This window comes from Pseudomonas sp. BO3-4 (assembly GCF_034044115.1).
GTDB classification, from domain to species: domain Bacteria; phylum Pseudomonadota; class Gammaproteobacteria; order Pseudomonadales; family Pseudomonadaceae; genus Aquipseudomonas; species Aquipseudomonas alloputida.
Map to the genome: position 1 here is coordinate 2,944,246 of NZ_CP139018.1, position 25,080 is coordinate 2,969,325.

General features: G+C 58.2%; 25 protein-coding genes. 23 read left to right on the top strand and 2 right to left on the bottom strand.

Features of this window, described 5'->3' with window-relative positions; genetic code table 11:
* Positions 1-33: 33 nt before the first annotated feature.
* The 15 genes from REH59_RS13805 (at position 34) to REH59_RS13875 (ending at position 15,549) form a co-directional block, all read left to right on the top strand.
* Positions 34-1,416, top strand: coding sequence for an OmpP1/FadL family transporter (locus tag REH59_RS13805; RefSeq protein WP_012052620.1), 1,383 nt, complete (start codon positions 34-36; stop codon positions 1,414-1,416).
* A 47-nt stretch (positions 1,417-1,463) separates the two neighbouring features.
* Positions 1,464-3,413: a propionate--CoA ligase gene (gene prpE, locus REH59_RS13810; RefSeq protein ID WP_012052619.1), complete on the top strand. Its 1,950-nt coding sequence runs from the start codon at positions 1,464-1,466 to the stop codon at positions 3,411-3,413.
* A 206-nt stretch (positions 3,414-3,619) separates the two neighbouring features.
* Complete coding sequence (locus REH59_RS13815) at positions 3,620-4,828, top strand: NAD(P)/FAD-dependent oxidoreductase (protein ID WP_012052618.1); 1,209 nt, start codon at positions 3,620-3,622, stop codon at positions 4,826-4,828.
* Positions 4,829-4,860: 32 nt separating this feature from the next.
* Complete coding sequence (locus REH59_RS13820) at positions 4,861-6,165, top strand: aromatic ring-hydroxylating oxygenase subunit alpha (protein WP_012052617.1); 1,305 nt, start codon at positions 4,861-4,863, stop codon at positions 6,163-6,165.
* 10 nt (positions 6,166-6,175) lie between these two features.
* The gene (locus tag REH59_RS13825; RefSeq protein ID WP_012052616.1) at positions 6,176-6,718 is read left to right on the top strand and encodes an aromatic-ring-hydroxylating dioxygenase subunit beta; all 543 of its coding nucleotides are present in this window, start codon (positions 6,176-6,178) and stop codon (positions 6,716-6,718) included.
* Positions 6,719-6,730: 12 nt separating this feature from the next.
* Positions 6,731-7,669 carry a VOC family protein gene (locus tag REH59_RS13830; RefSeq protein WP_012052615.1) on the top strand — a complete coding sequence of 313 codons (939 nt, stop codon included), beginning with the start codon at positions 6,731-6,733 and terminating at the stop codon, positions 7,667-7,669.
* Positions 7,666-8,445, top strand: a complete 780-nt coding sequence (locus tag REH59_RS13835; RefSeq protein WP_012052614.1) for an SDR family oxidoreductase — start codon at positions 7,666-7,668, stop codon at positions 8,443-8,445. Before REH59_RS13830 ends, REH59_RS13835 begins: the two co-directional genes overlap by 4 nt.
* 10 nt (positions 8,446-8,455) lie before the next feature.
* Positions 8,456-8,812, top strand: a complete 357-nt coding sequence (locus tag REH59_RS13840) for a non-heme iron oxygenase ferredoxin subunit (RefSeq protein ID WP_012052613.1) — start codon at positions 8,456-8,458, stop codon at positions 8,810-8,812.
* Positions 8,809-9,540, top strand: a complete 732-nt coding sequence (locus REH59_RS13845) for a class II aldolase/adducin family protein (RefSeq protein ID WP_012052612.1) — start codon at positions 8,809-8,811, stop codon at positions 9,538-9,540. The genes REH59_RS13840 and REH59_RS13845 overlap by 4 nt, the downstream gene beginning before the upstream one ends.
* A 120-nt stretch (positions 9,541-9,660) precedes the next feature.
* Positions 9,661-10,284, top strand: coding sequence for a TetR/AcrR family transcriptional regulator (locus REH59_RS13850; RefSeq protein ID WP_012052611.1), 624 nt, complete (start codon positions 9,661-9,663; stop codon positions 10,282-10,284).
* A gap of 117 nt (positions 10,285-10,401) precedes the next feature.
* The gene (locus REH59_RS13855; RefSeq protein ID WP_012052610.1) at positions 10,402-11,268 is read left to right on the top strand and encodes an alpha/beta fold hydrolase; all 867 of its coding nucleotides are present in this window, start codon (positions 10,402-10,404) and stop codon (positions 11,266-11,268) included.
* Positions 11,269-11,278: 10 nt separating this feature from the next.
* The gene (locus REH59_RS13860; protein WP_012052609.1) at positions 11,279-12,067 is read left to right on the top strand and encodes a 2-keto-4-pentenoate hydratase; all 789 of its coding nucleotides are present in this window, start codon (positions 11,279-11,281) and stop codon (positions 12,065-12,067) included.
* Positions 12,068-12,080: 13 nt separating this feature from the next.
* Complete coding sequence (locus REH59_RS13865; protein ID WP_012052608.1) at positions 12,081-13,025, top strand: acetaldehyde dehydrogenase (acetylating); 945 nt, start codon at positions 12,081-12,083, stop codon at positions 13,023-13,025.
* Positions 13,026-13,037: 12 nt separating this feature from the next.
* Positions 13,038-14,090, top strand: coding sequence for a 4-hydroxy-2-oxovalerate aldolase (gene dmpG, locus REH59_RS13870; protein ID WP_012052607.1), 1,053 nt, complete (start codon positions 13,038-13,040; stop codon positions 14,088-14,090).
* A 391-nt stretch (positions 14,091-14,481) separates the two neighbouring features.
* A complete protein-coding gene (locus REH59_RS13875) occupies positions 14,482-15,549 on the top strand; it encodes an enoyl-CoA hydratase/isomerase family protein (RefSeq protein WP_012052606.1) in 1,068 nt (355 codons plus the stop codon).
* A 370-nt stretch (positions 15,550-15,919) separates the two neighbouring features.
* Here the strand turns inward: REH59_RS13875 and REH59_RS28770 are convergent, their stop codons facing one another.
* Both REH59_RS28770 and REH59_RS13885 read right to left on the bottom strand, forming a co-directional pair.
* The gene (locus REH59_RS28770; RefSeq protein ID WP_014861288.1) at positions 15,920-16,228 is read right to left on the bottom strand and encodes a hypothetical protein; all 309 of its coding nucleotides are present in this window, start codon (positions 16,226-16,228) and stop codon (positions 15,920-15,922) included.
* Between the two features lie 539 nt (positions 16,229-16,767).
* On the bottom strand, positions 16,768-17,070 hold the full coding sequence (locus REH59_RS13885) for a LysR family transcriptional regulator (protein WP_012052604.1): 303 nt from the start codon (positions 17,068-17,070) through the stop codon (positions 16,768-16,770).
* A 314-nt stretch (positions 17,071-17,384) separates the two neighbouring features.
* Here REH59_RS13885 and REH59_RS13890 point away from each other — a divergent pair, with 314 nt between their 5' ends.
* The 8 genes from REH59_RS13890 (at position 17,385) to bphC (ending at position 25,004) form a co-directional block, all read left to right on the top strand.
* On the top strand, positions 17,385-18,746 hold the full coding sequence (locus REH59_RS13890) for an OmpP1/FadL family transporter (RefSeq protein WP_320450584.1): 1,362 nt from the start codon (positions 17,385-17,387) through the stop codon (positions 18,744-18,746).
* A gap of 25 nt (positions 18,747-18,771) precedes the next feature.
* The gene (gene todF / locus REH59_RS13895) at positions 18,772-19,602 is read left to right on the top strand and encodes a 2-hydroxy-6-oxo-2,4-heptadienoate hydrolase (RefSeq protein ID WP_012052602.1); all 831 of its coding nucleotides are present in this window, start codon (positions 18,772-18,774) and stop codon (positions 19,600-19,602) included.
* Positions 19,603-19,698: 96 nt separating this feature from the next.
* The gene (locus REH59_RS13900; protein ID WP_012052601.1) at positions 19,699-21,051 is read left to right on the top strand and encodes an aromatic ring-hydroxylating dioxygenase subunit alpha; all 1,353 of its coding nucleotides are present in this window, start codon (positions 19,699-19,701) and stop codon (positions 21,049-21,051) included.
* 110 nt (positions 21,052-21,161) lie between these two features.
* Positions 21,162-21,725: an aromatic-ring-hydroxylating dioxygenase subunit beta gene (locus REH59_RS13905; protein ID WP_012052600.1), complete on the top strand. Its 564-nt coding sequence runs from the start codon at positions 21,162-21,164 to the stop codon at positions 21,723-21,725.
* Between the two features lie 8 nt (positions 21,726-21,733).
* The gene (locus REH59_RS13910) at positions 21,734-22,057 is read left to right on the top strand and encodes a non-heme iron oxygenase ferredoxin subunit (protein ID WP_012052599.1); all 324 of its coding nucleotides are present in this window, start codon (positions 21,734-21,736) and stop codon (positions 22,055-22,057) included.
* Entirely contained in the window at positions 22,057-23,289 is a 1,233-nt protein-coding gene (locus tag REH59_RS13915) for an NAD(P)/FAD-dependent oxidoreductase (protein WP_012052598.1), read from the top strand. Before REH59_RS13910 ends, REH59_RS13915 begins: the two co-directional genes overlap by 1 nt.
* Positions 23,286-24,113: a cis-2,3-dihydrobiphenyl-2,3-diol dehydrogenase gene (gene bphB / locus REH59_RS13920; RefSeq protein WP_012052597.1), complete on the top strand. Its 828-nt coding sequence runs from the start codon at positions 23,286-23,288 to the stop codon at positions 24,111-24,113. The genes REH59_RS13915 and bphB overlap by 4 nt, the downstream gene beginning before the upstream one ends.
* 15 nt (positions 24,114-24,128) lie before the next feature.
* Positions 24,129-25,004 carry a biphenyl-2,3-diol 1,2-dioxygenase gene (gene bphC, locus REH59_RS13925; RefSeq protein WP_012052596.1) on the top strand — a complete coding sequence of 292 codons (876 nt, stop codon included), beginning with the start codon at positions 24,129-24,131 and terminating at the stop codon, positions 25,002-25,004.
* Positions 25,005-25,080: the final 76 nt, after the last annotated feature.

Genomic DNA, 25,080 nt, shown 5'->3' on the forward strand with positions numbered 1-25,080 from the left:
CTAATTGCAATATAATAAAATAAGGACTAGCTGATGAAAAAAACAATATACAGCTTAAGTGCCTGCGGCATTTTGACGTGCTTGTACTGTGGTATTGCGTCTGCAACAGATGCTTTCAACCTCGTCGGGGTTGGACCGGTTTCCCAAGGTATGGGGGGGATTGGTGCAGCCTTCAATATCGGGGCACAAGGTATGATGCTGAACCCGGCAACGCTTACTCAGATGCAAGAAGGTATGCATCTGGGGCTGGGAATGGACATCATTACTGCGGAATTGGAAGTCAAGAATACCGCTACCGGCGAAAAAGCCGACTCCCATAGTCGTGGGCGCAACAACGGGCCTTACGTGGCGCCTGAGCTTTCTTTGGTGTGGCGTGGTGAGCGATATGCGCTGGGAGTCGGTGCTTTTGCTTCCGATGGGGTTGGAACCCAGTTTGGAGACACCAGCTTTCTCTCGCGTACCACGACCAATAATCTTAATACAGGGCTGGAAAACTACTCCCGTCTGATAGTTTTGCGGATACCGTTCTCTGCGGCTTACCAGGTGAACGAGAAGTTGTCCGTCGGGGCATCGTTGGATGCTGTGTGGACGTCGGTGAACTTGGGACTCCTACTGGATACCACACAGATTGGTACATTGGTTGGACAAGGCCAGGTGTCCGGCTCATTGATGCCAGCGTTGCTGAGCGTGCCGGAGCTGTCGGCAGGTTATCTATCCGCGGACAATCACCGTGCCAGCGGTGGTGGCGTGGACTCCTGGGGCATAGGTGGCCGGCTTGGTCTGACCTATCAGTTGACCCCAAAAACACGGGTGGGGATTGTATACAACTTCAAGACCCATGTTGGAGACCTGTCTGGCAATGCCGATTTGACGGCAGTAAGCGCTGTCGCGGGTAATATCCCTCTCTCGGGTGAACTCAAGCTACATAACTTCGAGATGCCAGCATCTCTCGTTGCGGGCATCAGTCACGAATTCAGTGATCAGTTTGCTGTTGCGTTCGACTACAAGCGTGTCTACTGGAGCGATGTCATGGATGACATAGAAGTCAACTTCAAGCAGAAAGCCACGGGCGACACTATCAATCTGAAACTGCCTTTCAATTATCGGGACACCAACGTGTATTCGTTGGGAGCGCAATACCGCTACGGTGCGAACTGGGTGTTTCGAGCGGGCGTGCACTATGCCCAACTGGCCAACCCTTCAAGTGGTACAATGCCAATCATTCCTTCGACACCGACTACCAGTCTCTCGGGAGGCTTTTCATATGCCTTCAGCCCTGAGGATGTAGTCGATTTTTCTCTGGCCTACGGATTCAAGAAGAAAGTATCCAATGACAGCCTGCCGATCACCGACAAGCCCATCGAAGTATCGCATTCGCAGATAGTTACATCGATTTCCTATACCAAGAGTTTCTAGGTCGTAGCCATAGAAACTCTCTTCATTCATGTGAAGGAAAGAAGAATATGAGCTATTCGAGTGGATTGATCCGTCCGGACGGAGCAAAGAAGGAGGATCGCTATCTTAATCTCTATCGTCATTCCGTGGACGATCCTGAGAGTTTCTGGGCCGAACAAGCGCAGCGCATCCATTGGCACGTTCAGCCGCAGAGAATCCTTGAGGCGTCGAACCCACCCTTCCGACAATGGTTTGTTGGTGGTCAGACCAACCTCTGCTTCAACGCCCTCGATCGCCACTTGCCAGAGCGTGCCGAACAGTTGGCGTTGGTAGCTGTTTCCTCGGAAACAGGAGTTACCCAGGAGATCACCTATGCGCAGCTGTATCGGGAAGTTAATACCTTCGCCGCAGTACTCAAGCGACTCAACGTAGAAAAGGGTGACCGAGTCGTCATCTACATGCCGAACATGGCTGAGGCAGTTTTCGCCATGCTTGCTTGTGCGAGGATCGGGGCGATCCACTCCGTAGTCTTTGGCGGCTTCGCTGCGCGTAACTTATCGGCGCGCATCGACGACTCGCAGCCTAAGTTGCTGATTACTGCCGATGCAGGGATGCGCGGTGGCCGGGTCATTCCGTACAAACCACTGGTGGACCAAGCCTGTGCGGAGTCGGAGTCACCGCCACCCAAGGTGCTGATAGTGTCTCGTGGTTTGCAGCCAGAGCTGACCTGGGTACCGGGGCGTGACGAAGACTACGCGACTTTGCGCGCCGCTGTTGGTGATGCGCAGGTGTCAGTGGAGTGGCTGGAGTCGAACGATCCCAGCTACCTGCTTTACACATCGGGCACTACCGGAAAACCCAAGGGGGTACAACGCGATGTCGGTGGCTATGCGGTTGCCCTGGCGCTGTCAATGGAGACGGTTTTTGACGTTGCTCCTGGGCAGGTGATGTTCTCGACCTCGGATGTCGGTTGGGCGGTCGGGCATTCTTACAATGTCTATGGGCCGCTAATCGTCGGTGCGACTTCGTTGTTGTATGAGGGCTTGCCTACCCATCCGGATGCCGGCATCTGGTGGTCGCTATGTGAAAGGTATGCCGTGCGTACCATGTTTTCCTCACCGACGGCCGTCCGTGTGTTGAAGAGGTTCAATACCGACGCCATTGCTCGGCACGACTTGAATGCCTTGCGCTACCTCTTCCTGGCCGGGGAACCCCTGGACGAGCCGACAGCTAACTGGATCAGTCGGGCACTCGGCAAGCCAGTCATCGACAACTACTGGCAGACCGAGACTGGCTGGCCGGCGATTACCCTTCATCCTGGCTTGGAAATGAAACCTGTGAAGTTAGGCTCGGCTGGCCTGCCGAATTTGGGCTACAGGATCAAGGTGATTGATGAGCTCAGCGGGGCGCCTGTCGCGGCGCATCAAAAAGGCATGCTTGTCGTTGAGCCGCCGTTACCACCGGGCTTCATGACGACGATCTGGCGTGATGATGATCGCTTCTGTAGTAGCTACTTTGGGCACTTCAAGGAGCAGGTCTACAGCTCGCTTGATTGGGCGGTCCAGGATGAGGACGGTTACACCTACATTCTTGGGCGTACCGATGATGTCATCAACGTTGCTGGGCATCGTCTGGGGACTCGCGAAATCGAGGAGTCCGCTGCGGAAGCTTCCCGCGTTGCCGAGGCGGCAGTTATCGGTGTCCCCGACGAGATCAAGGGGCAGGTACCAGTTGCCTTTGTCACGCTCCGTAAGACTGCTTCCGATGAACTCCAGCGCCGAGAGGCTGCGGCAGAGATACGCCAGGCGGTAGAGAGCCGTCTGGGGGCGGTGGCGCGACCTGCTCGGGTGTATATCGTCAATCTCCTGCCGAAAACGCGTTCAGGCAAATTACTTCGTCGGTCATTGCAAGCCCTGGCGCTGCAGGCGGATCCAGGGGACTTGTCCACCCTTGACGACCCTAGTGCACTCGATGAGATTCGCCATGCCCTGAGACGTGGACCGGACGCGGGGAACTGAGAGGTACGGCTCTGCTAGCTCGAAATTAGTGAGGGATCCGGTTGTAAATCGCCGTCAAGCGGCAAGAAGGCCCTAGCAACTTGACAGGTGAATTCGAGGCGGATGATTTTTTTTGAAAACAAACAGACAATCTGGTCTGTTTGTATTATAAGTAAAAACACCCACGTACGTGGGTGCGATACAAGCGAGAGAGGATGGTCAATCCGATGGGCGAAGACATCAGCAAGATCGTGATTATCGGTGCCGGTCAGGCCGGGGCGACGGTGGCCTTCGGCCTGCGCCGCAACGGATTCGCCGGTGAAATCACCCTAGTGGGAGAGGAGAGCCACTTGCCGTATGAAAGGCCGCAGCTATCCAAGGAAATGCTGCGGCCAGAGGCAAGCGCTCACAAGTCGATCAAGACACGGGCTGACTACGAGGAGCAGAGCATTCTCTTGGAGCTCGGTTGCAAAGTGGTCCGTGCTGACGCTCAGGCGCACAGCATCGTCTTGGATGACGGTCGCCAGCTTGCCTTTGACCGGCTGGTGATCGCCACGGGTGTGCAGCCACGCCGACTGTCCTCGGCATTTCAGGGTGCACATCGGGTCCACTACCTGCGCACGCTCGAAGATGCAGCGCGCTTGCGCGCCGACCTTGAAGCAGGGAAGTCACTAGCGATCGTTGGCGGAGGCGTGATTGGACTCGAGGTTGCCGCTGCAGCGCGTGCGCTGAACTGTCCGGTGACCCTGATCGAAGCTGCTGACCGGCTCATGTCGCGCAGCGTGGACGAGGTGGTTTCCGCTTATCTGGATCGGGCGCACCGGCGAAACGGGGTGGACATTCGCTACGGCGTGGCGGCCACCGAGTTGCTGGACGATGGGCGTCTCAGGCTTTCCGACGGCGGCACCGTGCCCGCAGAGGCTGTGCTGGTCGGTATCGGTGTAACGCCGAACATCGAGGGCTTTGAACACCTGGATATCACCGATGCCACTGGGGTGCGGGTCGATGCGTACAGCCAGACTGTCGTTCCCGGCATCTTTGCCACCGGCGATATCGCCTCACAGCCCAATGGCGGAGGTTTCGGGCGCATCGAGACCTGGGCCAACGCCCAGGACCATGCACTGAATCTGGTCAAGAACCTGATGGGCGAAGCGGTGCCCTACGAAGCCCCGGTGTGGTTCTGGTCTGACCAAGGACCGATCAACTTGCAGGTCGTTGGGGACGCGGCTAATGGCCGGCGGATTGTCCGCGGGGATGAGCATGGAGACGTCTTCAGCGTTTTTCGACTCGACGCCAATCAGCAGGTCATCGGTTGCGCGACGGTCAACTCACCAAAAGACATGGCTGTGGCACGTCGTTGGGTGAAGCAACGCAGTAGCGTCGATCCGCAACGGCTGGCTGACCCAACCATCCCATTACGCGACTGTGCCGTCTGAATGCATGCAGTCTGAACTACGAGGAAACCACCATGAATAATGACAAGAATCTGGTAGAGATCGACGATGAAAACCTCTTGTTCCGTGTGGCTCGCGAGTCGTTCGTGAGCGAAGAGGTCCTGGCCGAGGAGTACGAGAAGATCTTCGACCGCTGCTGGCTTTATGTTGGCCACACATCCGAGTTCAAAAAGCCTGGCGATTTCGTCACTCGCACTGTCGCGCGCCGCAACCTGCTGGTGACAATGGGAACGGATCGGACGATCAATGCTTTCTTCAATACCTGCCCGCACCGTGGCGCCACTGTTTGCCGTGAGCGATCAGGCAACTCCAAGAACTTCCAGTGCTTCTACCATGGCTGGGTATTCGGTTGCGATGGCAACCTGAAGAGTCAGCCTGGCAAGGAGCGCTATTGCGCTGACTTCATTACTGGCGGCGCGGGCAACCTAGTGCCGGTGCCGCGCTTCGACATCTACGCCGGCTTTTGCTTCGTCAGCTTCAATGCCGAGGTGGAACCACTGCCCGACTATTTGGCAGGAGCCAAGGAGTACCTCGAACTGGTTTCCAAGTATTCCGAGAGCGGCATGGGTATCACCACCGGCACCCAGGAATACGCCATCCGTGCAAACTGGAAATTGCTCGTTGAGAACAGTATTGACGGCTATCACGCTGTCAGCACCCACGCGAGTTATCTCGACTACCTGAAAAACATCAATGATGGCTTTTCGGGCGCCAAGCTCGAAGGCAAGAGCACTGACCTCGGTAATGGTCATGCGGTAATTGAATTCAGTGCTCCTTGGGGACGGCCGATTGCCTCCTGGGTTCCGATCTGGGGGGAGGAGGGCAAGCAAGAGATCGACCAGATCTATGCACGGTTGGTCGAACTGCATGGTGCGGAGATGGCCGACCGCATGGCGTACAAGAACCGCAACCTGCTGATTTTCCCGAATCTCATCATCAACGACATCATGGCAATTACGGTGCGGACCTTCTATCCGCAGGCGCCGAACTACATGCATGTCAACGGTTGGTCATTGGCGCCGAACGAGGAGTCCGACTGGGCGCGCAAGTACCGCCTCAGCAACTTCCTGGAGTTCCTTGGCCCAGGCGGTTTCGCAACGCCGGACGATGTCGAAGCGCTGGAGTCCTGCCAGAACGGCTTCAGCAACTACCGACTGGTGCCGTGGAGCGACATTTCCAAGGGAATGGGCAAGGAAACGGCCAACTACGACGATGAGCTGCAGATGCGTGCTTTCTGGACGCGATGGAACCAATTCATCGGTGGCGCGCCCACGCCCGACTCCGGCGTTCAATACATACCTACCATCGCTTTGGCCTGAGGATAAGCCGATGAGTGCCGTTGCCCTAGAAAAAGAACCTCTGCGTATCCCATCGTCCCAGGACTTCGCCGCCTTCGTCACCCGCAGCGAAGTGGAGGACCTGCTTTATCACGAGGCTGAACTGCTGGATACCTGGCATTTGCACGACTGGCTGGCCCTGTTCACCGAGGACTGCAGCTACTTCGTGCCGTCGACCGACCTGCCGCGCACCGCCAGCGCCGACGACAGCCTGTTTTATATCGCCGATGACGCCGTGCGCTTGCGCGAGCGGGTGATTCGGCTGATGAAGAAGACGGCTCACGCCGAGTACCCGCGCTCACGGACGCGCCACTTGGTCAGCAATATCCGCATTCTGGCTGCCAATGCCGAAGAGATTCAGGTGGCCTCCGCCTTCGTGACCTACCGCATGAAGCTCGGCAACAGTGATGCCTATGTCGGTAGCACGCACTATCGGTTGCGTCGAATCGATGGGCAACTGCGCATCGTTGAGAAGCGCTGTTTCCTGGACCTCGAAGCGCTGCGCCCGCATGGCCGGGTCAGCATCATTCTGTAACGGAGCACAACGATGGATATCACACTTCCCTTCCGCTACAAGAAGTTGGCCTATGCCGCGATCAACGTGACCGATCTGTCCAGGTCAGTGCCGTTCTATCGTGACATCGTCGGGCTCGACCTTGTGAAGCAGGATGGCGACATCGCCTATTTTCGCTGCAGTCGCGACCACCACAACATTGTTCTCTACCAGGCGCCCGGACACGGTCTCAAGCGTGTGGGCTTCGAGCTGGAGCAAGAGAGTGACGTGCGCGCCGCCTTCGAGCATTTCGACCAGCGCGGCATGCAACCCACTTGGGTATCGGCGGAGGAGGCCAAGCAGCTTAGGCAGGGACTAGGTTTCCGCGTGCGTGAACGCCACAGCGGACTGCTGTTCGAACTGTTTGTCGGGAACATGCACCTCAGCAATCCGTTCGTTCCGACAGTGGCCAAGATCGCGCGTATCGGCCATGTGGTGATTGGCAGCGAGAACTTCGAAGGATCTCGCGATTCCCTGGTTGATGACTTCGGCTTTCGGGTTTCGGACCTGATCGAAGACCGCATCGTCTTCATGCGTTGCCATCCCAATCCGTTCCACCACACGTTCGCAGTTGGTCCAGCGAGCAGCAGTCATTTCCATCATGTCAATTTCATGGTCACGGACATCGACGATATCGGCAAGGCGCTGTATCGCATCAAGCAGCACGATATCAAGGTGGTCTTCGGTCCCGGTCGGCATCCGCCGTCGGACAGCGTCTTTTTCTACTTCCTCGACCCCGACGGCATCACCGTGGAGTACAGCTTCGGCATGGAGGAGTTCGCTGAGCACGGCGCTCGTCCGCCGCGCTACATGGAACCTGTGCCCGAGTCGCTGGATGCATGGGGAGCAGTGCCGGACGGCCAGTTCGGTCGCAGCGGACCGATCGAACGCGAGCGGATGCCCACACCCCATGCAAAGGGGGTACTGGCATGAGCACGCTGAGCAGAAACGCCTTGCCCTTGGAGGGACAGGTCGCAGTAGTTACGGGCGGAGCCCACGGTATCGGTCTGGGGATCGTCGAGCGGCTGCTGGGGTTGGGGGCCCGGGTCACCGCCTCGGATATCGATGAGTCGGGCCTCTCGTTGCTTTGCGAGCGTCTGGCCGCCAAGCATGCGGACGCTATAGCGGTGCATGCCGCCGATCTCTCTGAAGAGCAAGGTGCCCAGGGACTGCACCGGGCTGCGGTCGAGCGCTTCGGTTCGGTACAGATACTGGTGAACTGCGCGGGGGGCGGTGTGATCCGGCCTTTCCTGGAGCATACACCCGAGACCTTGAAGGCCACCATCGATCGTAACCTGTGGACTGCGTTGTGGTGCAGCCGGGTATTCCTGCCGGACATGCTTGCTCGGCAGTACGGTCGGATCATCAACATCGGCGCCGACTCGGTACGCAACGGTCTGCCGGACCATGCGGCCTACAACGCAGCCAAGGGCGGTATGCACGGACTGACCACCGGCCTGGCGCGCGAGTTCGCCCGCCAGGGCGTTACGGTGAACACGGTTGCGCCGTGCGCGGTGAACACCGAAGTGTGGGTCAGAATCAAGAACGCCAACCCCGAGCTCGCCCAGCGATTTCTGGATGTCATTCCGATGGGCCGGGTGGGCGAGATCGAAGAGGTTGCGTCGATGGTTGGCTACCTGGCTCAGCCGGAGGCGGCCTTCGTCACCGGTCAGGTAATCAGCGTCAACGGCGGCAGCACAATGCTGTGAGGACAGTGATATGACTAACATCATCGAGACAGTTGACCTGACTGACCTCGTGGGCCTGTGCGCGACCGATGACGTAGCTGAGGGTGAGATTCTTCGCGTCAAGCTGCCATCCGGTCACGCTCTGGCAATCTACTGCGTCAACGGGGAGTTCTTCGCCACCGACGACATCTGCTCCCACGGCGAGGCATCCTTGTCGGAGGATGGTTCGCTCGATGGCTACGAGGTCGAGTGCAGTTGGCACTTCGGACGTTTCGACATTCGTACAGGGCATGCCTGCGCGATGCCATGTGAGCACCCGTTGCGAAGCTGGCCGGTCACAGTCGAGGGTGGGCAGATCTTCGTCGATGTGGGGGCGCACCCTGTATGAGCGGCGTCGATATTTCCACTCTTGAACAGCGCGTGCGCGTGGCTGCGCGCGCGTTGGGCCGACATGGCCTGGTTCAGGCCTGGGGGCACTGCAGCGCCCGGATCGATGCAGAGTCCTTCGTGGTCTGCGCGGCCCGCCCCATGGGCCGTATCGAAGTCGGTGAGCCGGGGACGATAGTGCCGATCGAAGGGGCGCTACCGCCCGGTGTGCTGGGCGAGGTTCGCATCCACCAGCAAATCTACCGGCGACGTCCGGACGTGGGCGGTATTTGTCGCTTCATGCCGCCACATGTCGTAGCACTCTCCACACTGCGCAGCGTGCCGAAGCCGCGTCATGGTGTAGGTGCATTCAATGCGGCGTGCCGCTTCTGGGACGATCCGCGTTTATTGCGGGACGACGCTTTGGCGGCGGAGCTGGCGGCGCACCTTGGACAAGCCCCATCCCTGGTCATGCGCGCCAATGGCGCGGTGACCGTTGGGCCTAACATCGAACTGGCCACCGGGTTCGCTTGGTGCCTGGAGGATGCCGCCCGCATCGAAACGCTGGTGCGCTCCATGGTCGATGTGGCCGAGCGTGATGATGCTTGCCTGACTGCTGAAGAGATCGATGCGAGACAAGTCAGTTCGGGCGCGGTCTTCGAGCGACTGTGGGATTACCTGACGGCGGATGACCCGGAGAGCCTGGGCAGCGGGGCCGCATTCCCAGTTCCACAGTGGGGACGGCCATGACTTTCGGTATGCGCTGTTACGCAATCATGGCGAGGACTGGAGCGGAGACTCGTGCTTGCCGCGCAATTAAGGGTGAGCGAATCGTGACTCCATCAATCTCCCTGGATATCTCGAGCTTCGATGGCAAAATATCCCGCGCAACGCAGAACCCAGGCCGAGAGACGCGAAGAAACACGCTCCCGGATAATCGAAGCCGCCATCAGCGAGCTGTTGCACAACGGCTACGCAGGAATCCGTGTCGACAAGGTGGCGATTGCCGCCAAGGTGTCGCGCGGGGCTCAATCGCATCATTTTCCGACCAAGGAAAGCCTCGTCCTTGCGGCACTGGAGACGCTGTACCAGGCCTCGACGGAGGTCAGCATGAAGGTCATCGACAACCTGGCTTCGGAGGATGTGCTGGATGCGCTGATGCAGGAGTCGGCCAAGTTCTATCTGGGGCCGAACTTTACTATTGCCATGTCACTCTTGAACTTGGGCGACAGCAATCCCGAGCTGCGGAAGAAGGTGCGCATCATGGCCCGCAAGTACCGCCTGCCCATCGAGAAGGCATGGCTGGATGCGTTGACTCGCTCCGGTCTGGACGAAGAGCCTGCACGCACAGTGTTGAGCATCACTCAGAGTGTCTATCGCGGCATGACCACCCGGCGCTTCTTGCGCAACGATCCGGAATACGCGAGCTTTACATTCGAGCAGTGGTCGAAGATAGCGCGTGCGTTCATGAACCAGCACTCCCTCAAACGTTAACGGCTACACCCTCCTTCCGGCTACGCCGGCACTCCATCTCAACAGCCATTCACACCGCTGCTGCGCCGTCAGCAGTGGCTGTGTCGTCGTGCGTTTAATTTCTATAGAGAGGTATTTATGAGTCTTTGGCTTGATCTGCTTGGCGCGGAAATCCGTTTCGTCGACACCAAAAGCTTCGGCACGATCCGGATTGCCGAGGCGGGCAAGGGGAACCCCGAAACTATCATTTTCCTGCATGGCATCAACGGCCACCTGGAGGCCTACGCAAAGAACCTGATTCCGCTGTCGAAGGATTTCCATGTCATTGCGTACGACTATGTGGGGCACGGTCTGTCCAGCAAACCCGTTCGTGACTACGACCCGCTCATGCTGGCCGAGCAACTCGGCGAGCTGATGGATGCGCTCGGTATCGAGAAAGCGCACCTGTCGGGCGAGTCGCTGGGTGGTTGGGTCTCCGGTCATTTCGCCGCCAGGTACCCGCAGCGCGTGGGGCGGCTAATGCTGAATACTTCTGCTGGTATCCCGATCGTGACCGAAAAGGGGCGAGCGGACCTGGAGCACTTCATCGCGTTGAACAGGCGCAACATCGACAACACTCCAACTTATGAATCGGTGCAGGCACGCTTGCAATGGCTGATTCATCCCAACAATCGTCATCTGGTGAACGATGAGCTCATCAATCTGCGTCTGCGCATCTACTTGCAGCCGGAGAGTCGAGCGATGCTGCCGAAGCTGAACGAAATCCTTGTGCATCACGATGACTACCTGATCCCGCTGGAAAAGCTTCCGGCCGGCACGCTGTTCCTGTGGACGCATGACAACCCAATCCATGACACCGAGTCGGTCAAGGCGGCGCAGGCCAGGGTGCCGGGCAGCAGTCTCTACTTCGTCAAGGGCGAATCGGCGCATTGGCCGCAGTACGAGTCGATCGACGAGTTCAACACTCTGGCGCTGCGGTTCTTCAAGTCCGGCCAGGTGGAGTGAGGAGCACCTCATGAATGAAGCCAACGTGATTGCGAACCTGTTATGGGATGCGCAGCGGCAAAAGCTGCCCTGTGCACCGGTGCGGGAATATTTCGAGGGGAAGAGCGAGGTTGACCAGGCGCTATTGGCCTATGCCGTACAGCAGGTGAATGTTCAGCGCCAGGTGGAGGGCGGCCGACGTATCGTCGGTCGCAAGATCGGCCTTACCTCTCCGGCAGTGCAGAAGCAATTGGGTGTAGATCGGCCGGACTTCGGCACGTTGCTGGACGACATGGCGATCGTCGATGGCGAGCCGATCAACACTGCGCGTCTTCTGCAGCCCAAGGTCGAAGCTGAGATCGCCCTGGTACTCGAGCGTGACCTCGATCGGGAGCGTCATACAGTCGCCGACCTGATCGACGCGACAGCGTATGCACTTGCTGCAATCGAGGTGGTGGATAGCCGTATCACCGGTTGGAACATCCGCTTTGTTGACACCGTGGCAGACAACGCCTCATCGGGCTTGTTCGTACTCGGTACTCAGCCTGTTGGCCTGTCGAAGCTTGATCTGGCCGGTATGTCGATGCGCATGGCGCGTGGCGAAGAGCTTGTATCGCAAGGGGCTGGAGCTGCCTGCCTTGGCAACCCGTTGAACGCAGCGCGTTGGCTTGCTGACACGTTGGTCCAAGTGGGCACGCCATTGCGTGCCGGCGATGTGGTTCTGACCGGCGCTCTGGGGCCAATGGTCGCGGTCGAGTCCGGTCACACCTATACGGCATGGATCGATGGCTTCGCCCCGGTACGAGCAATTTTCTCCTGAAGGAGTTCCTCTCATGCAAACACATGATGGTAAGACCGCAGTGGCCATTATCGGTTCGGGCAACATCGGCACCGATCTAATGGTGAAAATCCTTCGCCATGGCAAACACCTGAGAATGGGGGCCTTCGTCGGCATCGATCCGGAGTCCGATGGTCTCAAGCGCGCCGAACGGATGGGCGTGCCCACGGTGAGCACCGGCATCGAAGGATTATTGTCCCACCCCGATTTCGGCTCCATCGGCTTCGTATTCGATGCCACCAGTGCCGGCGCGCATGCACGTCACGAGCAACTGCTGCGGCCGCACGGCGTACGCGTGATCGATCTGACACCGGCGGCGATCGGGCCGTTCGTGGTGCCCGCAGTGAATATCGAACAGCATCTGGATGCGCCGAACGTCAACATGGTGACCTGTGGTGGCCAGGCGACGATTCCTATGGTTGCTGCTGTTTCGCGCGTCGTGCCAGTCGAGTACGCCGAGATTGTCGCTTCCATTTCCAGTCGTTCGGCCGGACCGGGCACGCGGGCGAACATTGACGAGTTCACCGAGACCACCTCCAACGCCATCGTTCGCGTAGGTGGGGCCCAGCGTGGCAAGGCAATCATCATCCTCAATCCGGCAGAGCCTCCGCTGATCATGCGCGACACCGTCTACTGCCTGGTGCCGGGCCATGCGGATCGGCAAGCGATCGTCGAGTCGGTCGAGCGTATGGCTTCCGCAGTGGCGGCATACGTGCCTGGATATCGGCTCAAGCAGACCGTGCAGTTCGATGAGTTCAAGGGCCGCATGCCGCAGGAAACTGGAAGCGCACAAGCACCCCGTCTCAAGGTCTCAGTGTTCCTCGAAGTCGAGGGCGCCGGACATTACCTGCCGAGCTATGCCGGGAATCTGGACATCATGACCAGCGCTGCGCTGGCGACGGCCGAGCGCATCGCTGCCCGTCAGCCGGTGGCTGCGTAAGGAGGAAACGATATGTTCGACACCAGAAAGAAAATATATGTCTCAGACGTGACCCTACGTGACGGCATGCATGCCGTCCGCCATCAGTACAGCCTGGCCGATGCCGAACGCATCGCCAGGGCGCTGGATGAGGCAGGCGTGGACAGCATTGAGGTCGCTCATGGCGATGGGCTGCAAGGGTCGTCGTTCAACTATGGGTTCGGTGCACACACTGATCTTGAATGGATTGAGCGCGTTGCCGCTACAGTGAGGCGGGCGAAGATCGCCACGCTATTGCTCCCTGGAATCGGTACTGTCCATGACCTGAAGAACGCGAATGCGGCCGGGGCAAGTGTTGTGCGCGTAGCCACGCATTGCACCGAGGCCGACATTTCCCAGCAGCACATCGAGTATGCCCGCAAGCTGGGTATGGATACGGTGGGCTTTTTGATGATGAGCCACATGACAACTCCGACGGCACTGGCTGTCGAGGCAAAGAAGATGGAGAGCTACGGCGCTCAGTGCATCTATGTGGTCGACTCCGGTGGTGCGATGAACATGTACGACATCGCTGACCGCTTCAAAGCACTCAAGGATGTGCTGGATCCCTCGACTCAAACTGGTATGCACGCGCACCATAACCTGAGTCTGGGCGTAGCCAACTCGATCGTTGCCCTGGAGTATGGTTGCGACCGTATTGATGCCAGTTTGACGGGTATGGGAGCGGGAGCAGGGAACGCACCTCTGGAGGTCTTCATTGCCGCGGTAGACCGTATGGGGCTGAAGCACGGTTGTGATGTGCGCAAATTGATCGATGCTGCCGAGGAAATTGTGCGCCCCCTGCAGGAGCGGCCAGTTCGTGTAGACAGGGAAACACTTGCGCTGGGTTATGCTGGGGTCTATTCGAGCTTCCTCCGCCATACCGAGGCGGCGGCACATAAGTATGGCTTGGATGCTTTCGAGATTCTGGTTGAGCTGGGTAGGCGTCGCATGGTCGGCGGTCAGGAAGACATGATCGTGGATGTTGCACTGGATATGATGTCTAGAAAACCACAGGGAACTATGCGTGACGTGATCTCCCACTAGGTCGATTGCCGTTCTCGATGTTTGGTGCTTCGCGGATACTTCTTCGAGGCACCTGACTTAATTACCAAAGAGCTTATGTGTCTCTCGTGTGGGTTTAGTGGGGGTGAAAGCACTGGGTAGTGTGGCTAGGTTCTGTAATTATTCTGTGGTGAGCGCTTATCATGCGCCCGGTCTAGTGCAAGCACTCCACAAATGTGCACTGTATCTGCGTTGCAATGGAAGTAAGCAGGCGCGATCCCAATATCGCTAAGGGGTAGCATATAGCCCTTTAAATTTTGATGGTCATTTCCAGTTTTCCTTTATTACAGTCGCCTCCTATGTAGCGCCCAAAAGGCGGATAAAAATTTCCGTTTTAAATCACTTGCGTCTATCGCAAGTAAGAGGTCTTAGCATGAGTGATACCGAAGTACCTGTATTGGCCGAAGTACGCAACCGTGTGGGTCACTTGGCACTGAATCGTCCGGTCGGGCTTAACGCGCTAACACTGCAAATGATTCGCATCACTTGGCGACAGTTGCATGCTTGGGAGAGTGATCCAGAGATCGTCGCCGTGGTGCTGCGCGCCAATGGCGAAAAGGCATTCTGCGCCGGTGGTGACATCCGTTCACTGTACGACAGTTACCAGGCAGGTGACGACCTACACCACGTCTTCCTTGAGGAGAAGTATTCCCTCGATCAGTACATCCACGGCTATCCAAAACCTATCGTTGCACTGATGGACGGCTTCGTCCTCGGTGGCGGCATGGGCCTGGTTCAAGGTACAGCGCTGCGAGTTGTCACTGAGCGCGTGAAGATGGGTATGCCTGAAACCAGCATTGGCTATTTCCCGGATGTCGGTGGTAGCTATTTCCTTCCTCGTCTGCCAGGTGAACTGGGCCTCTACCTCGGAATTACCGGTATCCAGATCCGTGCTGCCGACGCCTTATATGCACGCCTAGCAGATTGGTGTTTACCCAGCGAAAGGATCTCGGAGTTCGATCGACGCTTGGACCAGATTAGTTGGGGCTATGCGCCGCGCGAAATTCTAGCCGGCCTACTTTCCAGCCTGGCCAGCAATCGGCTGCTGGGGGCGGAGCTCAAGAGCCTGCATCCCGCCATTGATGAACATTTCACGCAACCCGACTTGTCGGCCATCCGCGCCTCACTGCAGGCAGAAAGGCGCCCCGAATATCAAGATTGGGCAGAGCAGACCGTCGAGTTGCTCAATAATCGCTCGCCGCTCGCCATGAGTGCGACCCTGAAACTCCTACGTCTAGGCCGCACTTTGTCCCTGGCCAACTGCTTCGAGTTAGAGCTCCACCTTGAGCGGCAGTGGTTCGCCAAAGGCGATCTCATAGAAGGCGTGCGTGCCCTCCTCATCGACAAGGATAAGACGCCACGCTGGAATCCGCCGACTTTGGAACAGTTGGATACTAATCGCGTGAATGAGTTCTTTGATGGTTTCCAGCCAGCTACATGAAGAGCCGACTCTTCGGTATTCCTTAGTCCGCTTCAATACTGGTGTGTTGTTCCGATTTTAGGCGCGAATCCTGTGGAAGGTAGATCGGCAGGTAAGTGTTGACGCTTAACGCCGATACCTGCATCGACCTTCGGGAACAGGGCAGGCCGCTTGATTCTGTGCAGGGCACAGCAGGTCTCGAATGTTGAGTGCCGTCTAGCTCAGGTCGCGCTTGCTGCTCAGGGCCGTGGCGATCAGTCTGGATTACGAAAGAATACTTGCCATCTCAGTGTTGCATCGCGCGCCTGGGAGGGCAGATGAGTATCTGCTGTGAGCTCTTGGCCAAGGCCGATCTGAAGCGCGTCCAGCAGCTGGCGGCGAAGCGGCAGGATTAGCCCGGTAGCAGCCGGCCTTGCCGGTACCAGGCACCGCGGTGTCTAGGACTGGCTTCCACAGTCTGGTCATTTTTCTCTATGAGGCTGTCATGTACAGATTGATGCTCGCGGCCGTGCTGGGCCTGTTGGCCATAACGGCTCACGCTGAGGACGAACTGCCGGTCGAGCAACGCCTGAGCGATTAGTATTTCGAAGCGGCACGCCAGGGCGATCAGGCCATGCTCGCACAATTCATCCAGGCCGGCTTTGACCTCAACGTGCAGGACGCCAAGGGCTACACTGGCCTGATCCTTACCGCTTAGCATGACCAGGACCAGACGGTGGAGCAGTTGCTTGCGGCGGTGGGGGATCCCTGCGCTCAGGACCAGCGTGGTAACACGTACGGTGCTGATGGAGGCGATCCTCAAGGGCGACGGCGCATTGCCCGGTGTCCGCTACAACCCCGAATAACGCAACGCCAGCAGCCAGATCGTGGCCATGTACGCGGGCTGTTCAAGTGTGGCGAACTGCGGCAGGTGCTGACCTGCAAGCCCGGGACGCCTTGGGCAACAGCGTCGACAGCCTGTGCCGCGGAGCGCTCAACGGCGTGCTCTAGCAGTCATGCGTTCGACGTCAACTCTTTCAACACCCGCCTGAGCCAGCGATGGGCCTCGTCATGGTCGCCCCGCAGGTGCCAGGCCTTACATCGTCAGTTGCGACAGGTAGGGTGAAGGGGCGAGTTTTCGGCCCTGCCGCCATGGCGTTCAGGTCGATGTCGCTTTCCGGGACGAACCGCAGTACGGAATCCGGCGAATGCTTCTTCAGGATCTCGGCGAGCCTCACGCCATACGCACCCACGAACAGATCATTTGAACGTCCTGCTTAGGCGGTCAAGGTCGAAGCCCTGGCGCTGGGCAAAGTAGCCCTCGGCCAGCTCGACGATGCCGCGCACCTGCTCCTGCATCTGCAGGGCCTTTGGCGTCGGCACCATGCTCCGATAGGCACGGACCAGAATCGGGTCGTCCAGGGTTTCGCGCAGGCGCGCGAGGGGCCGGCTCATCACCGGGGAGCTCAGGTGCAGGCGCCGCGTGGCTCCCGTGACAGAACGCTCCTCGATCAACGCATTGAGCGCCACCAGCATGTTCAGGTCTGAGGTTTTCATCGACATCAGGTTATCAACCTGCTCGTGGACCTGAGGGAAACTGCCGTGGCGGCGACGGGGCTTGCGCGTAAGCCCCCGCTATACGACCAGCCTGTTCGAAAGCCGCAAAGTGCTTAGGTTTGGGTGCATATCCATCAGAAGCGGCATAAACCATCGTTTATCACAGTTAAACTTTGGTTTTCTAAGTTGCGATAGCCATATAAACCCATAAGCCAAAAAACAATATTTCCCAGGGCGTGATTGTAATACTGTGCGTGCTGTAAGGCGGTGTTTGCCTACTTCACTTTATAAAAAAAATAAGATGTGGAAGGATTGTAATTATGAAGATTGCCAGCGTGCTCGGACTGCCTTTGAGTGGATATGCTTTCAGTGTGCATGCTACACAGGTTTTCGACCTGGAAGGTTATGGAGCGATCTCTCGTGCCATGGGTGGCACCAGTTCATCGTATTATACCGGTAATGCTGCGCTGATTAGTAATCCCGCTACATTGAGTTTTGCTCCGGACGGAAATCAGTTTGAGCTCGGGCTGGACGTGGTGACTACCGATATCAAGGTTCACGACAGCCACGGAGCAGAGGCAAAAAGCAGCACGAGATCCAATAATCGAGGCCCCTATGTGGGTCCACAATTGAGCTATGTTGCTCAGTTGGATGACTGGCGTTTCGGTGCTGGATTGTTTGTCAGTAGCGGGTTGGGTACAGAGTATGGAAGTAAAAGTTTTCTATCACAGACAGAAAACGGAATCCAGACCAGCTTTGATAATTCCAGCCGTCTGATCGTATTGCGCGCTCCTATTGGCTTTAGTTATCAAGCCACATCAAAGCTCACCTTCGGCGCTAGTGTCGATCTGGTCTGGACTTCACTCAACCTTGAACTTCTACTTCCATCATCTCAGGTGGGAGCCCTGACTGCGCAGGGGAATCTTTCAGGCGGTTTAGTTCCCTCGCTGGCTGGATTCGTCGGGACAGGTGGTGCCGCCCATTTCAGTCTAAGTCGCAACAGTACCGCTGGTGGCGCCGTGGATGCGGTCGGTTGGGGCGGGCGCTTGGGACTTACCTACAAACTCACGGATAACACTGTCCTAGGTGCGATGTACAACTTCAAGACTTCGGTGGGCGATCTCGAGGGGAAGGCGACACTTTCTGCTATCAGTGGTGATGGAGCGGTGCTTCCATTGGATGGCGATATCCGTGTAAAAAACTTTGAGATGCCCGCCAGTCTGACGCTTGGCCTCGCTCATCAGTTCAATGAGCGTTGGGTAGTTGCTGCTGATATCAAGCGTGCCTACTGGGGTGATGTAATGGATAGCATGAATGTGGCTTTCATCTCGCAGTTGGGCGGGATCGATGTCGCATTGCCACACCGCTATCAGGATATAACGGTGGCCTCAATCGGCACTGCTTACAAATATAACAATGATTTAACGCTTCGTGCTGGATATAGCTATGCACAACAGGCGCTAGACAGCGAACTGATATTGCCAGTGATTCCTGCTTATTTGAAGCGGCACGTTACTTTCGGTGGCGAGTATGACTTTGACAAGGACTCCAGGATCAATTTGGCAATTTCTTTTGGCCTGAGAGAGCGCGTGCAGACGCCATCGTACTTGGCAGGCACCGAGATGTTGCGGCAAAGCCACAGTCAAATAAATGCAGTGGTTTCCTATAGCAAAAATTTTTAAATCCCAAGGGCACGGAGCGTAAGTGATGACGAATGTAAACGCAGAGATCGGCCGCATGGTGCTGGCTGGTGGAATCGAGACCAATCTCCATGATGTTGGCGCCGGCAACCCTGTGGTACTCGTTCATGGTTCAGGCCCAGGTGTGACCGCCTGGGCGAACTGGAGGACGGTCATGCCTGAGTTATCCAGGCATCGCCGCGTCATTGCGCCGGACATGGTGGGCTTCGGTTTCACACAGCGGCCGCACGGGATTCACTACGGCGTCGAGTCCTGGGTTGCACATCTGGCTGGGATCCTTGATGCCCTGGAACTCGACCGTGTCGATCTCGTGGGGAATTCGTTCGGCGGTGCCTTGTCTCTGGCCTTTGCTATCCGATTTCCGCATCGGGTTCGCCGCCTGGTGCTGATGGGTGCCGTTGGCGTGAGCTTCGAGCTCACGGATGGACTGGATGCAGTTTGGGGTTATGAGCCGTCCGTGCCGAACATGCGCAAGGTCATGGACTACTTCGCCTACGACCGAAGTCTCGTTTCCGACGAACTGGCGGAACTGCGCTACAAGGCGAGCACCCGGCCCGGTTTTCAGGAGGCCTTCGCTTCCATGTTCCCTGCTCCGCGGCAGCGCTGGGTAGATGCGCTGGCCAGTTCCGATCAGGACATCCGGGACATCCGGCATGAAACGCTGATCCTGCATGGCCGCGACGATCGCGTGATTCCCCTCGAAACCTCGTTGCGGCTGAACCAGCTGATCGAACCCTCCCAGTTACATGTCTTTGGCAGGTGTGGCCATTGGGTGCAGATCGAGCAAAACCGGGGCTTTATCCGCTTGGTCAACGATTTTCTTGCCGCGGAGGACTGATCGCAAAAACGGGAATGACCATCCGTTCTGAAAGCACGTCATCGGCAATTGCCTGCCAAGTACCCGCCATCCACTACCTTGAAAAGTGAGAAGACAATGAATCAGACCGACACATCACCTATCAGGCTGCGCAGGAGCTGGAACACCAGCGAGATAGAAGCGCTCTTTGACGAGCATGCCGGACGTATCGATCCGCGCATTTATACCGATGAGGATCTGTACCAACTCGAACTGGAGCGTGTCTTCGCCCGGTCCTGGCTGCTGTTGGGGCATGAAACCCAGATTCGCAAGCCGGGCGATTACATCACGACCTACATGGGTGAAGACCCTGTCGTGGTCGTCCGGCAGAAAGACGCCAGCATTGCCGTGTTCCTGAACCAGTGCCGCCACCGTGGCATGCGCATCTGCCGCGCGGATGCCGGAAACGCGAAGGCGTTCACTTGCAGCTACCACGGGTGGGCTTACGACACCGCCGGCAATCTTGTCAATGTGCCTTACGAGGCCGAATCCTTCGCGTGCCTGAACAAGAAGGAATGGAGCCCGCTGAAGGCCCGGGTAGAAACCTACAAGGGCCTGATTTTCGCCAACTGGGATGAGAACGCTGTAGACCTCGACACGTATCTGGGCGAGGCGAAGTTCTACATGGACCACATGCTCGACCGCACCGAGGCCGGCACCGAAGCGATCCCGGGCGTGCAGAAGTGGGTCATTCCCTGTAACTGGAAATTCGCCGCAGAGCAGTTTTGCAGCGACATGTACCATGCCGGGACGACCTCGCATCTGTCTGGCATCCTGGCAGGCCTGCCAGAAGACCTTGAAATGGCCGACCTTGCTCCGCCGACAGTTGGCAAGCAGTACCGTGCGTCATGGGGCGGACATGGAAGTGGCTTCTATGTCGGCGACCCCAATCTGATGCTTGCCATCATGGGGCCAAAGGTCACCAGCTACTGGACCGAAGGCCCCGCGTCGGAAAAGGCGGCCGAACGTCTGGGTAGCGTGGAGCGCGGCTCGAAACTCATGGTCGAGCACATGACCGTCTTCCCCACGTGTTCCTTCCTCCCAGGTATCAATACGGTCCGGACATGGCATCCGCGCGGGCCGAACGAGGTCGAGGTATGGGCGTTTACGGTGGTCGATGCTGATGCTCCTGACGATATCAAGGAAGAGTTCCGGCGCCAGACGCTGCGCACCTTCTCTGCCGGTGGCGTGTTCGAGCAGGACGACGGGGAGAACTGGGTCGAGATCCAGCACATCCTGCGAGGCCACAAGGCGCGGAGCCGCCCTTTCAATGCCGAGATGAGCATGGACCAGACCGTCGACAACGACCCGGTTTACCCCGGGCGGATCAGCAACAACGTCTACAGCGAGGAAGCTGCCCGCGGGCTCTATGCCCATTGGCTGCGGATGATGACATCCCCCGACTGGGACGCGCTGAAGGCGACACGCTGAATCCAGAGACAGCTTGCGCCACGCAGTGGCGCCGGCCAGAGGCCGCATTTGACTTCGACCCAGGTTGGATGCGGTGGACCTTGTCCATTTGAAATCTACAAGGAACGACCATGATTGATTCAGCCAACAGAGCCGACGTCTTTCTCCGCAAGCCGGCACCCGTAGCGCCCGAACTGCAGCACGAAGTCGAGCAGTTCTACTATTGGGAGGCCAAGCTTCTCAACGATCGCCGCTTCGAGGAGTGGTTCGCGCTGCTCGCGGAAGACATTCACTACTTCATGCCCATTCGCACCACGCGGATCATGCGGGACTCGCGCCTTGAATACTCAGGCTCCCGAGAGTACGCGCACTTCGATGACGACGCCACGATGATGAAGGGACGCTTGCGCAAGATCACGTCCGACGTGAGCTGGTCCGAGAACCCCGCATCGCGGACCCGGCATCTCGTGAGCAACGTGATGATCGTCGGCGCAGAGGCAGAAGGGGAGTACGAAATCTCAAGCGCCTTCATTGTGTACCGCAATCGTCTGGAGCGGCAGCTCGACATCTTTGCCGGTGAGCGTCGCGATACGTTGCGCCGTAACACGAGCGAGGCCGGGTTCGAGATCGTCAATCGGACCATCCTGATCGACCAGAGCACCATCCTGGCCAATAACCTCAGTTTCTTCTTCTAGGTGATGTCATGACTTGGACATACATATTGCGGCAGGGTGACCTGCCACCCGGTGAGATGCAGCGTTACGAAGGCGGCCCGGAACCTGTGATGGTCTGCAACGTCGATGGCGAGTTCTTCGCGGTGCAGGATACCTGCACGCATGGGGACTGGGCGTTGTCGGATGGTTACCTGGACGGTGATATTGTCGAATGCACGTTGCATTTCGGCAAGTTCTGCGTGCGGACCGGGAAGGTGAAGGCGCTGCCTGCTTGCAAACCTATCAAGGTATTCCCAATCAAGGTCGAAGGCGATGAAGTGCACGTCGATCTCGACAACGGGGAGTTGAAGTGATGGCTACCCATGTGGCGATCATCGGCAATGGCGTGGGTGGCTTCACGACCGCGCAGGCCCTACGTGCCGAGGGCTTCGAGGGGAGAATCTCGCTGATTGGGGACGAACCGCATCTCCCCTATGACCGACCATCCTTGTCCAAGGCGGTTCTCGACGGCAGCCTTGAGCGGCCGCCCATACTGGCCGAGGCCGATTGGTACGGCGAGGCCCGCATCGACATGCTGACCGGCCCGGAAGTCACTGCCCTTGATGTGCAGACAAGGACGATCAGTCTGGATGATGGCACCACGCTCTCTGCGGACGCCATCGTCATCGCGACGGGCAGTCGAGCGCGGACGATGGCGTTGCCCGGCAGCCAACTGCCCGGCGTCGTAACGCTGCGCACCTACGGTGACGTGCAGGTATTGCGCGATAGTTGGACTTCCGCGACGCGGCTGCTGATTGTGGGTGGCGGATTGATCGGCTGCGAGGTCGCGACGACGGCGCGCAAGCTCGGCCTGTCGGTCACGATCCTGGAGGCAGGTGATGAACTGCTGGTCCGAGTACTTGGGCGGCGTATCGGTGCCTGGCTGCGCGGCCTGCTGACAGAACTTGGTGTGCAGGTCGAGTTGGGAACGGGTGTCGTAGGTTTTTCTGGTGAGGGCCAGCTCGAACAAGTCATGGCCAGCGATGGGCGCAGCTTCGTAGCCGATAGCGCACTCATTTGCGTCGGCGCGGAGCCCGCGGATCAACTTGCGCGTCAAGCGGGCTTGGCATGTGACCGCGGCGTCATTGTCGATCACTGCGGTGCGACGCTTGCCAAAGGCGTATTCGCCGTCGGAGATGTGGCCAGTTGGCCGCTGCGCGCCGGCGGCCGGCGTTCGCTCGAAACCTATATGAACGCGCAGCGCCAAGCCGCCGCGGTGGCTGCGGCCATTCTGGGGAAAAACGTATCGGCACCGCAACTGCCCGTGTCCTGGACGGAGATCGCTGGGCATCGCATGCAGATGGCGGGCGATATCGAAGGACCTGGTGATTTCGTCTCGCGCGGCATGCCCGGTAGTGGCGCTGCCCTGTTGTTCCGCCTGCAGGAGCGAAGGATTCAGGCGGTCGTCGCGGTCGATGCACCCCGTGACTTCGCGCTTGCAACCCGATTGGTAGAAGCCCGCGCGGCAATCGAGCCAGCACGGCTGGCAGATCTTTCAAACAGTATGCGCGATTTTGTTCGTGCGAATGAAGGAGACCTAACGTGAGACTTGAAGGCGAAGTGGCCTTGGTGACAGGCGGTGGCGCAGGCCTGGGCAGAGCGATCGTGGATCGTTATGTCGCGGAAGGTGCGCGTGTCGCGGTGCTGGATAAATCCGCGGCAGGCCTGGAAGCGCTCAGGAAACTCCATGGCGATGCAATCGTGGGCGTGGAGGGGGATGTTCGCTCGCTCGACAGCCATCGTGAGGCTGTGGCCCGCTGCGTCGAAGCGTTCGGCAAGCTGGACTGCCTGGTTGGCAATGCTGGCGTTTGGGACTACCTGACCCAACTGGTGGATATTCCCGACGACCTCATATCGGAGGCATTCGAGGAAATGTTCGAGGTCAATGTCAAGGGCTACATCCTGGCGGCAAAGGCTGCGCTACCTGCGCTTTATCAGAGCAAAGGCAGCGCGATATTCACTGTGTCGAATGCCGGTTTCTACCCGGGCGGTGGCGGTGTTCTGTATACAGCTGGCAAACATGCCGTGATTGGATTGATCAAGCAGCTCGCGCACGAATGGGGGCCGCGTATCCGCGTCAACGGCATCGCCCCCGGTGGCATTTTGGGGAGCGATCTGCGCGGGCTGAAGAGCCTTGATTTACAAGACAAGAGCATTTCGACCTTTCCATTGGACGACATGCTGAAATCCGTTCTTCCGACCGGGCGGGCCGCCACTGCCGAGGAATACGCCGGCGCCTATGTCTTCTTCGCGACGCGCGGCGACACGGTTCCGCTCACCGGTAGCGTGTTGAACTTCGATGGCGGCATGGGCGTGCGTGGCTTGTTCGAAGCCAGCCTAGGCGCACAGCTCGACAAGCACTTCGGTTGAGACAGGAGAAGTGTCATGAGCATTCAAAGATTGGGCTACCTCGGCTTCGAAGTCGCAGATGTGCGTTCATGGCGTACCTTCGCCACTACCAGGCTGGGGATGATGGAAGCCTCAGCCAGCGAGACGGAGGCGACGTTTCGAATCGACTCACGTGCCTGGCGACTGTCGGTCAGCAGAGGCCCCGCAGACGACTACCTGTTTGCCGGTTTCGAGGTGGATAGTGAACAGGGGCTACAGGAGGTCAAGGAAAGCCTGCAGGCCCACGGCGTTACCGTCAAGGTCGAAGGAGGGGAGCTGATTGCCAAACGCGGTGTGCTTGGGTTGATTTCATGCACCGATCCGTTCGGCAATCGCGTCGAGATCTACTACGGTGCCACCGAACTGTTCGAGCGACCATTCGCTTCGCCCACCGGTGTTTCTGGATTTCAAACTGGAGACCAGGGCTTAGGTCACTATGTGTTGAGCGTCGCAGATGTGGACGCAGCGCTCGCCTTCTATACCAAGGCATTGGGCTTTCAGCTTGCCGATGTCATCGACTGGACCATTGGTGACGGGTTATCCGTGACCCTCTACTTCCTGTACTGCAATGGCCGTCACCACTCCTTCGCCTTTGCCAAGTTGCCGGGATCGAAGCGGCTCCATCACTTCATGCTGCAAGCTAATGGCATGGATGACGTGGGCCTGGCATACGACAAATTTGATGCGGAGCGTGCGGTCGTTATGTCACTTGGTCGACACACGAACGACCACATGATTTCGTTCTACGGTGCCACGCCCTCGGGCTTCGCGGTCGAGTACGGCTGGGGCGCACGTGAGGTGACCCGCCACTGGTCGGTGGTGCGCTACGACCGTATCAGCATCTGGGGACACAAGTTCCAGGCGCCCGCCTGACCGGCCAGCCTGGCGGTGCTAGTCCTGCTTCTACCTGCATGCCCATATGCCAGAACGTGCTGGACGGCAGGGCAGC

Coding starts and splice junctions, on each gene's coding strand:
- REH59_RS13805 (WP_012052620.1), top strand. CDS start 34: ATGAAAAAAACAATATACAGCTTAAGTGCCTGCGGCATTTTGACGTGC.
- REH59_RS13885 (WP_012052604.1), bottom strand. CDS start 17,070: ATGTCGATGAAAACCTCAGACCTGAACATGCTGGTGGCGCTCAATGCG.
- REH59_RS13865 (WP_012052608.1), top strand. CDS start 12,081: ATGCAAACACATGATGGTAAGACCGCAGTGGCCATTATCGGTTCGGGC.
- prpE (WP_012052619.1), top strand. CDS start 1,464: ATGAGCTATTCGAGTGGATTGATCCGTCCGGACGGAGCAAAGAAGGAG.
- REH59_RS13850 (WP_012052611.1), top strand. CDS start 9,661: ATGGCAAAATATCCCGCGCAACGCAGAACCCAGGCCGAGAGACGCGAA.
- REH59_RS13825 (WP_012052616.1), top strand. CDS start 6,176: ATGAGTGCCGTTGCCCTAGAAAAAGAACCTCTGCGTATCCCATCGTCC.
- REH59_RS13910 (WP_012052599.1), top strand. CDS start 21,734: ATGACTTGGACATACATATTGCGGCAGGGTGACCTGCCACCCGGTGAG.
- bphC (WP_012052596.1), top strand. CDS start 24,129: ATGAGCATTCAAAGATTGGGCTACCTCGGCTTCGAAGTCGCAGATGTG.
- dmpG (WP_012052607.1), top strand. CDS start 13,038: ATGTTCGACACCAGAAAGAAAATATATGTCTCAGACGTGACCCTACGT.
- REH59_RS13845 (WP_012052612.1), top strand. CDS start 8,809: ATGAGCGGCGTCGATATTTCCACTCTTGAACAGCGCGTGCGCGTGGCT.
- REH59_RS28770 (WP_014861288.1), bottom strand. CDS start 16,228: ATGCTAAGCGGTAAGGATCAGGCCAGTGTAGCCCTTGGCGTCCTGCAC.
- REH59_RS13835 (WP_012052614.1), top strand. CDS start 7,666: ATGAGCACGCTGAGCAGAAACGCCTTGCCCTTGGAGGGACAGGTCGCA.
- REH59_RS13900 (WP_012052601.1), top strand. CDS start 19,699: ATGAATCAGACCGACACATCACCTATCAGGCTGCGCAGGAGCTGGAAC.
- REH59_RS13840 (WP_012052613.1), top strand. CDS start 8,456: ATGACTAACATCATCGAGACAGTTGACCTGACTGACCTCGTGGGCCTG.
- REH59_RS13830 (WP_012052615.1), top strand. CDS start 6,731: ATGGATATCACACTTCCCTTCCGCTACAAGAAGTTGGCCTATGCCGCG.
- REH59_RS13855 (WP_012052610.1), top strand. CDS start 10,402: ATGAGTCTTTGGCTTGATCTGCTTGGCGCGGAAATCCGTTTCGTCGAC.
- REH59_RS13860 (WP_012052609.1), top strand. CDS start 11,279: ATGAATGAAGCCAACGTGATTGCGAACCTGTTATGGGATGCGCAGCGG.
- REH59_RS13815 (WP_012052618.1), top strand. CDS start 3,620: ATGGGCGAAGACATCAGCAAGATCGTGATTATCGGTGCCGGTCAGGCC.
- REH59_RS13890 (WP_320450584.1), top strand. CDS start 17,385: ATGAAGATTGCCAGCGTGCTCGGACTGCCTTTGAGTGGATATGCTTTC.
- REH59_RS13875 (WP_012052606.1), top strand. CDS start 14,482: ATGAGTGATACCGAAGTACCTGTATTGGCCGAAGTACGCAACCGTGTG.
- REH59_RS13905 (WP_012052600.1), top strand. CDS start 21,162: ATGATTGATTCAGCCAACAGAGCCGACGTCTTTCTCCGCAAGCCGGCA.
- REH59_RS13820 (WP_012052617.1), top strand. CDS start 4,861: ATGAATAATGACAAGAATCTGGTAGAGATCGACGATGAAAACCTCTTG.
- REH59_RS13915 (WP_012052598.1), top strand. CDS start 22,057: ATGGCTACCCATGTGGCGATCATCGGCAATGGCGTGGGTGGCTTCACG.
- todF (WP_012052602.1), top strand. CDS start 18,772: ATGACGAATGTAAACGCAGAGATCGGCCGCATGGTGCTGGCTGGTGGA.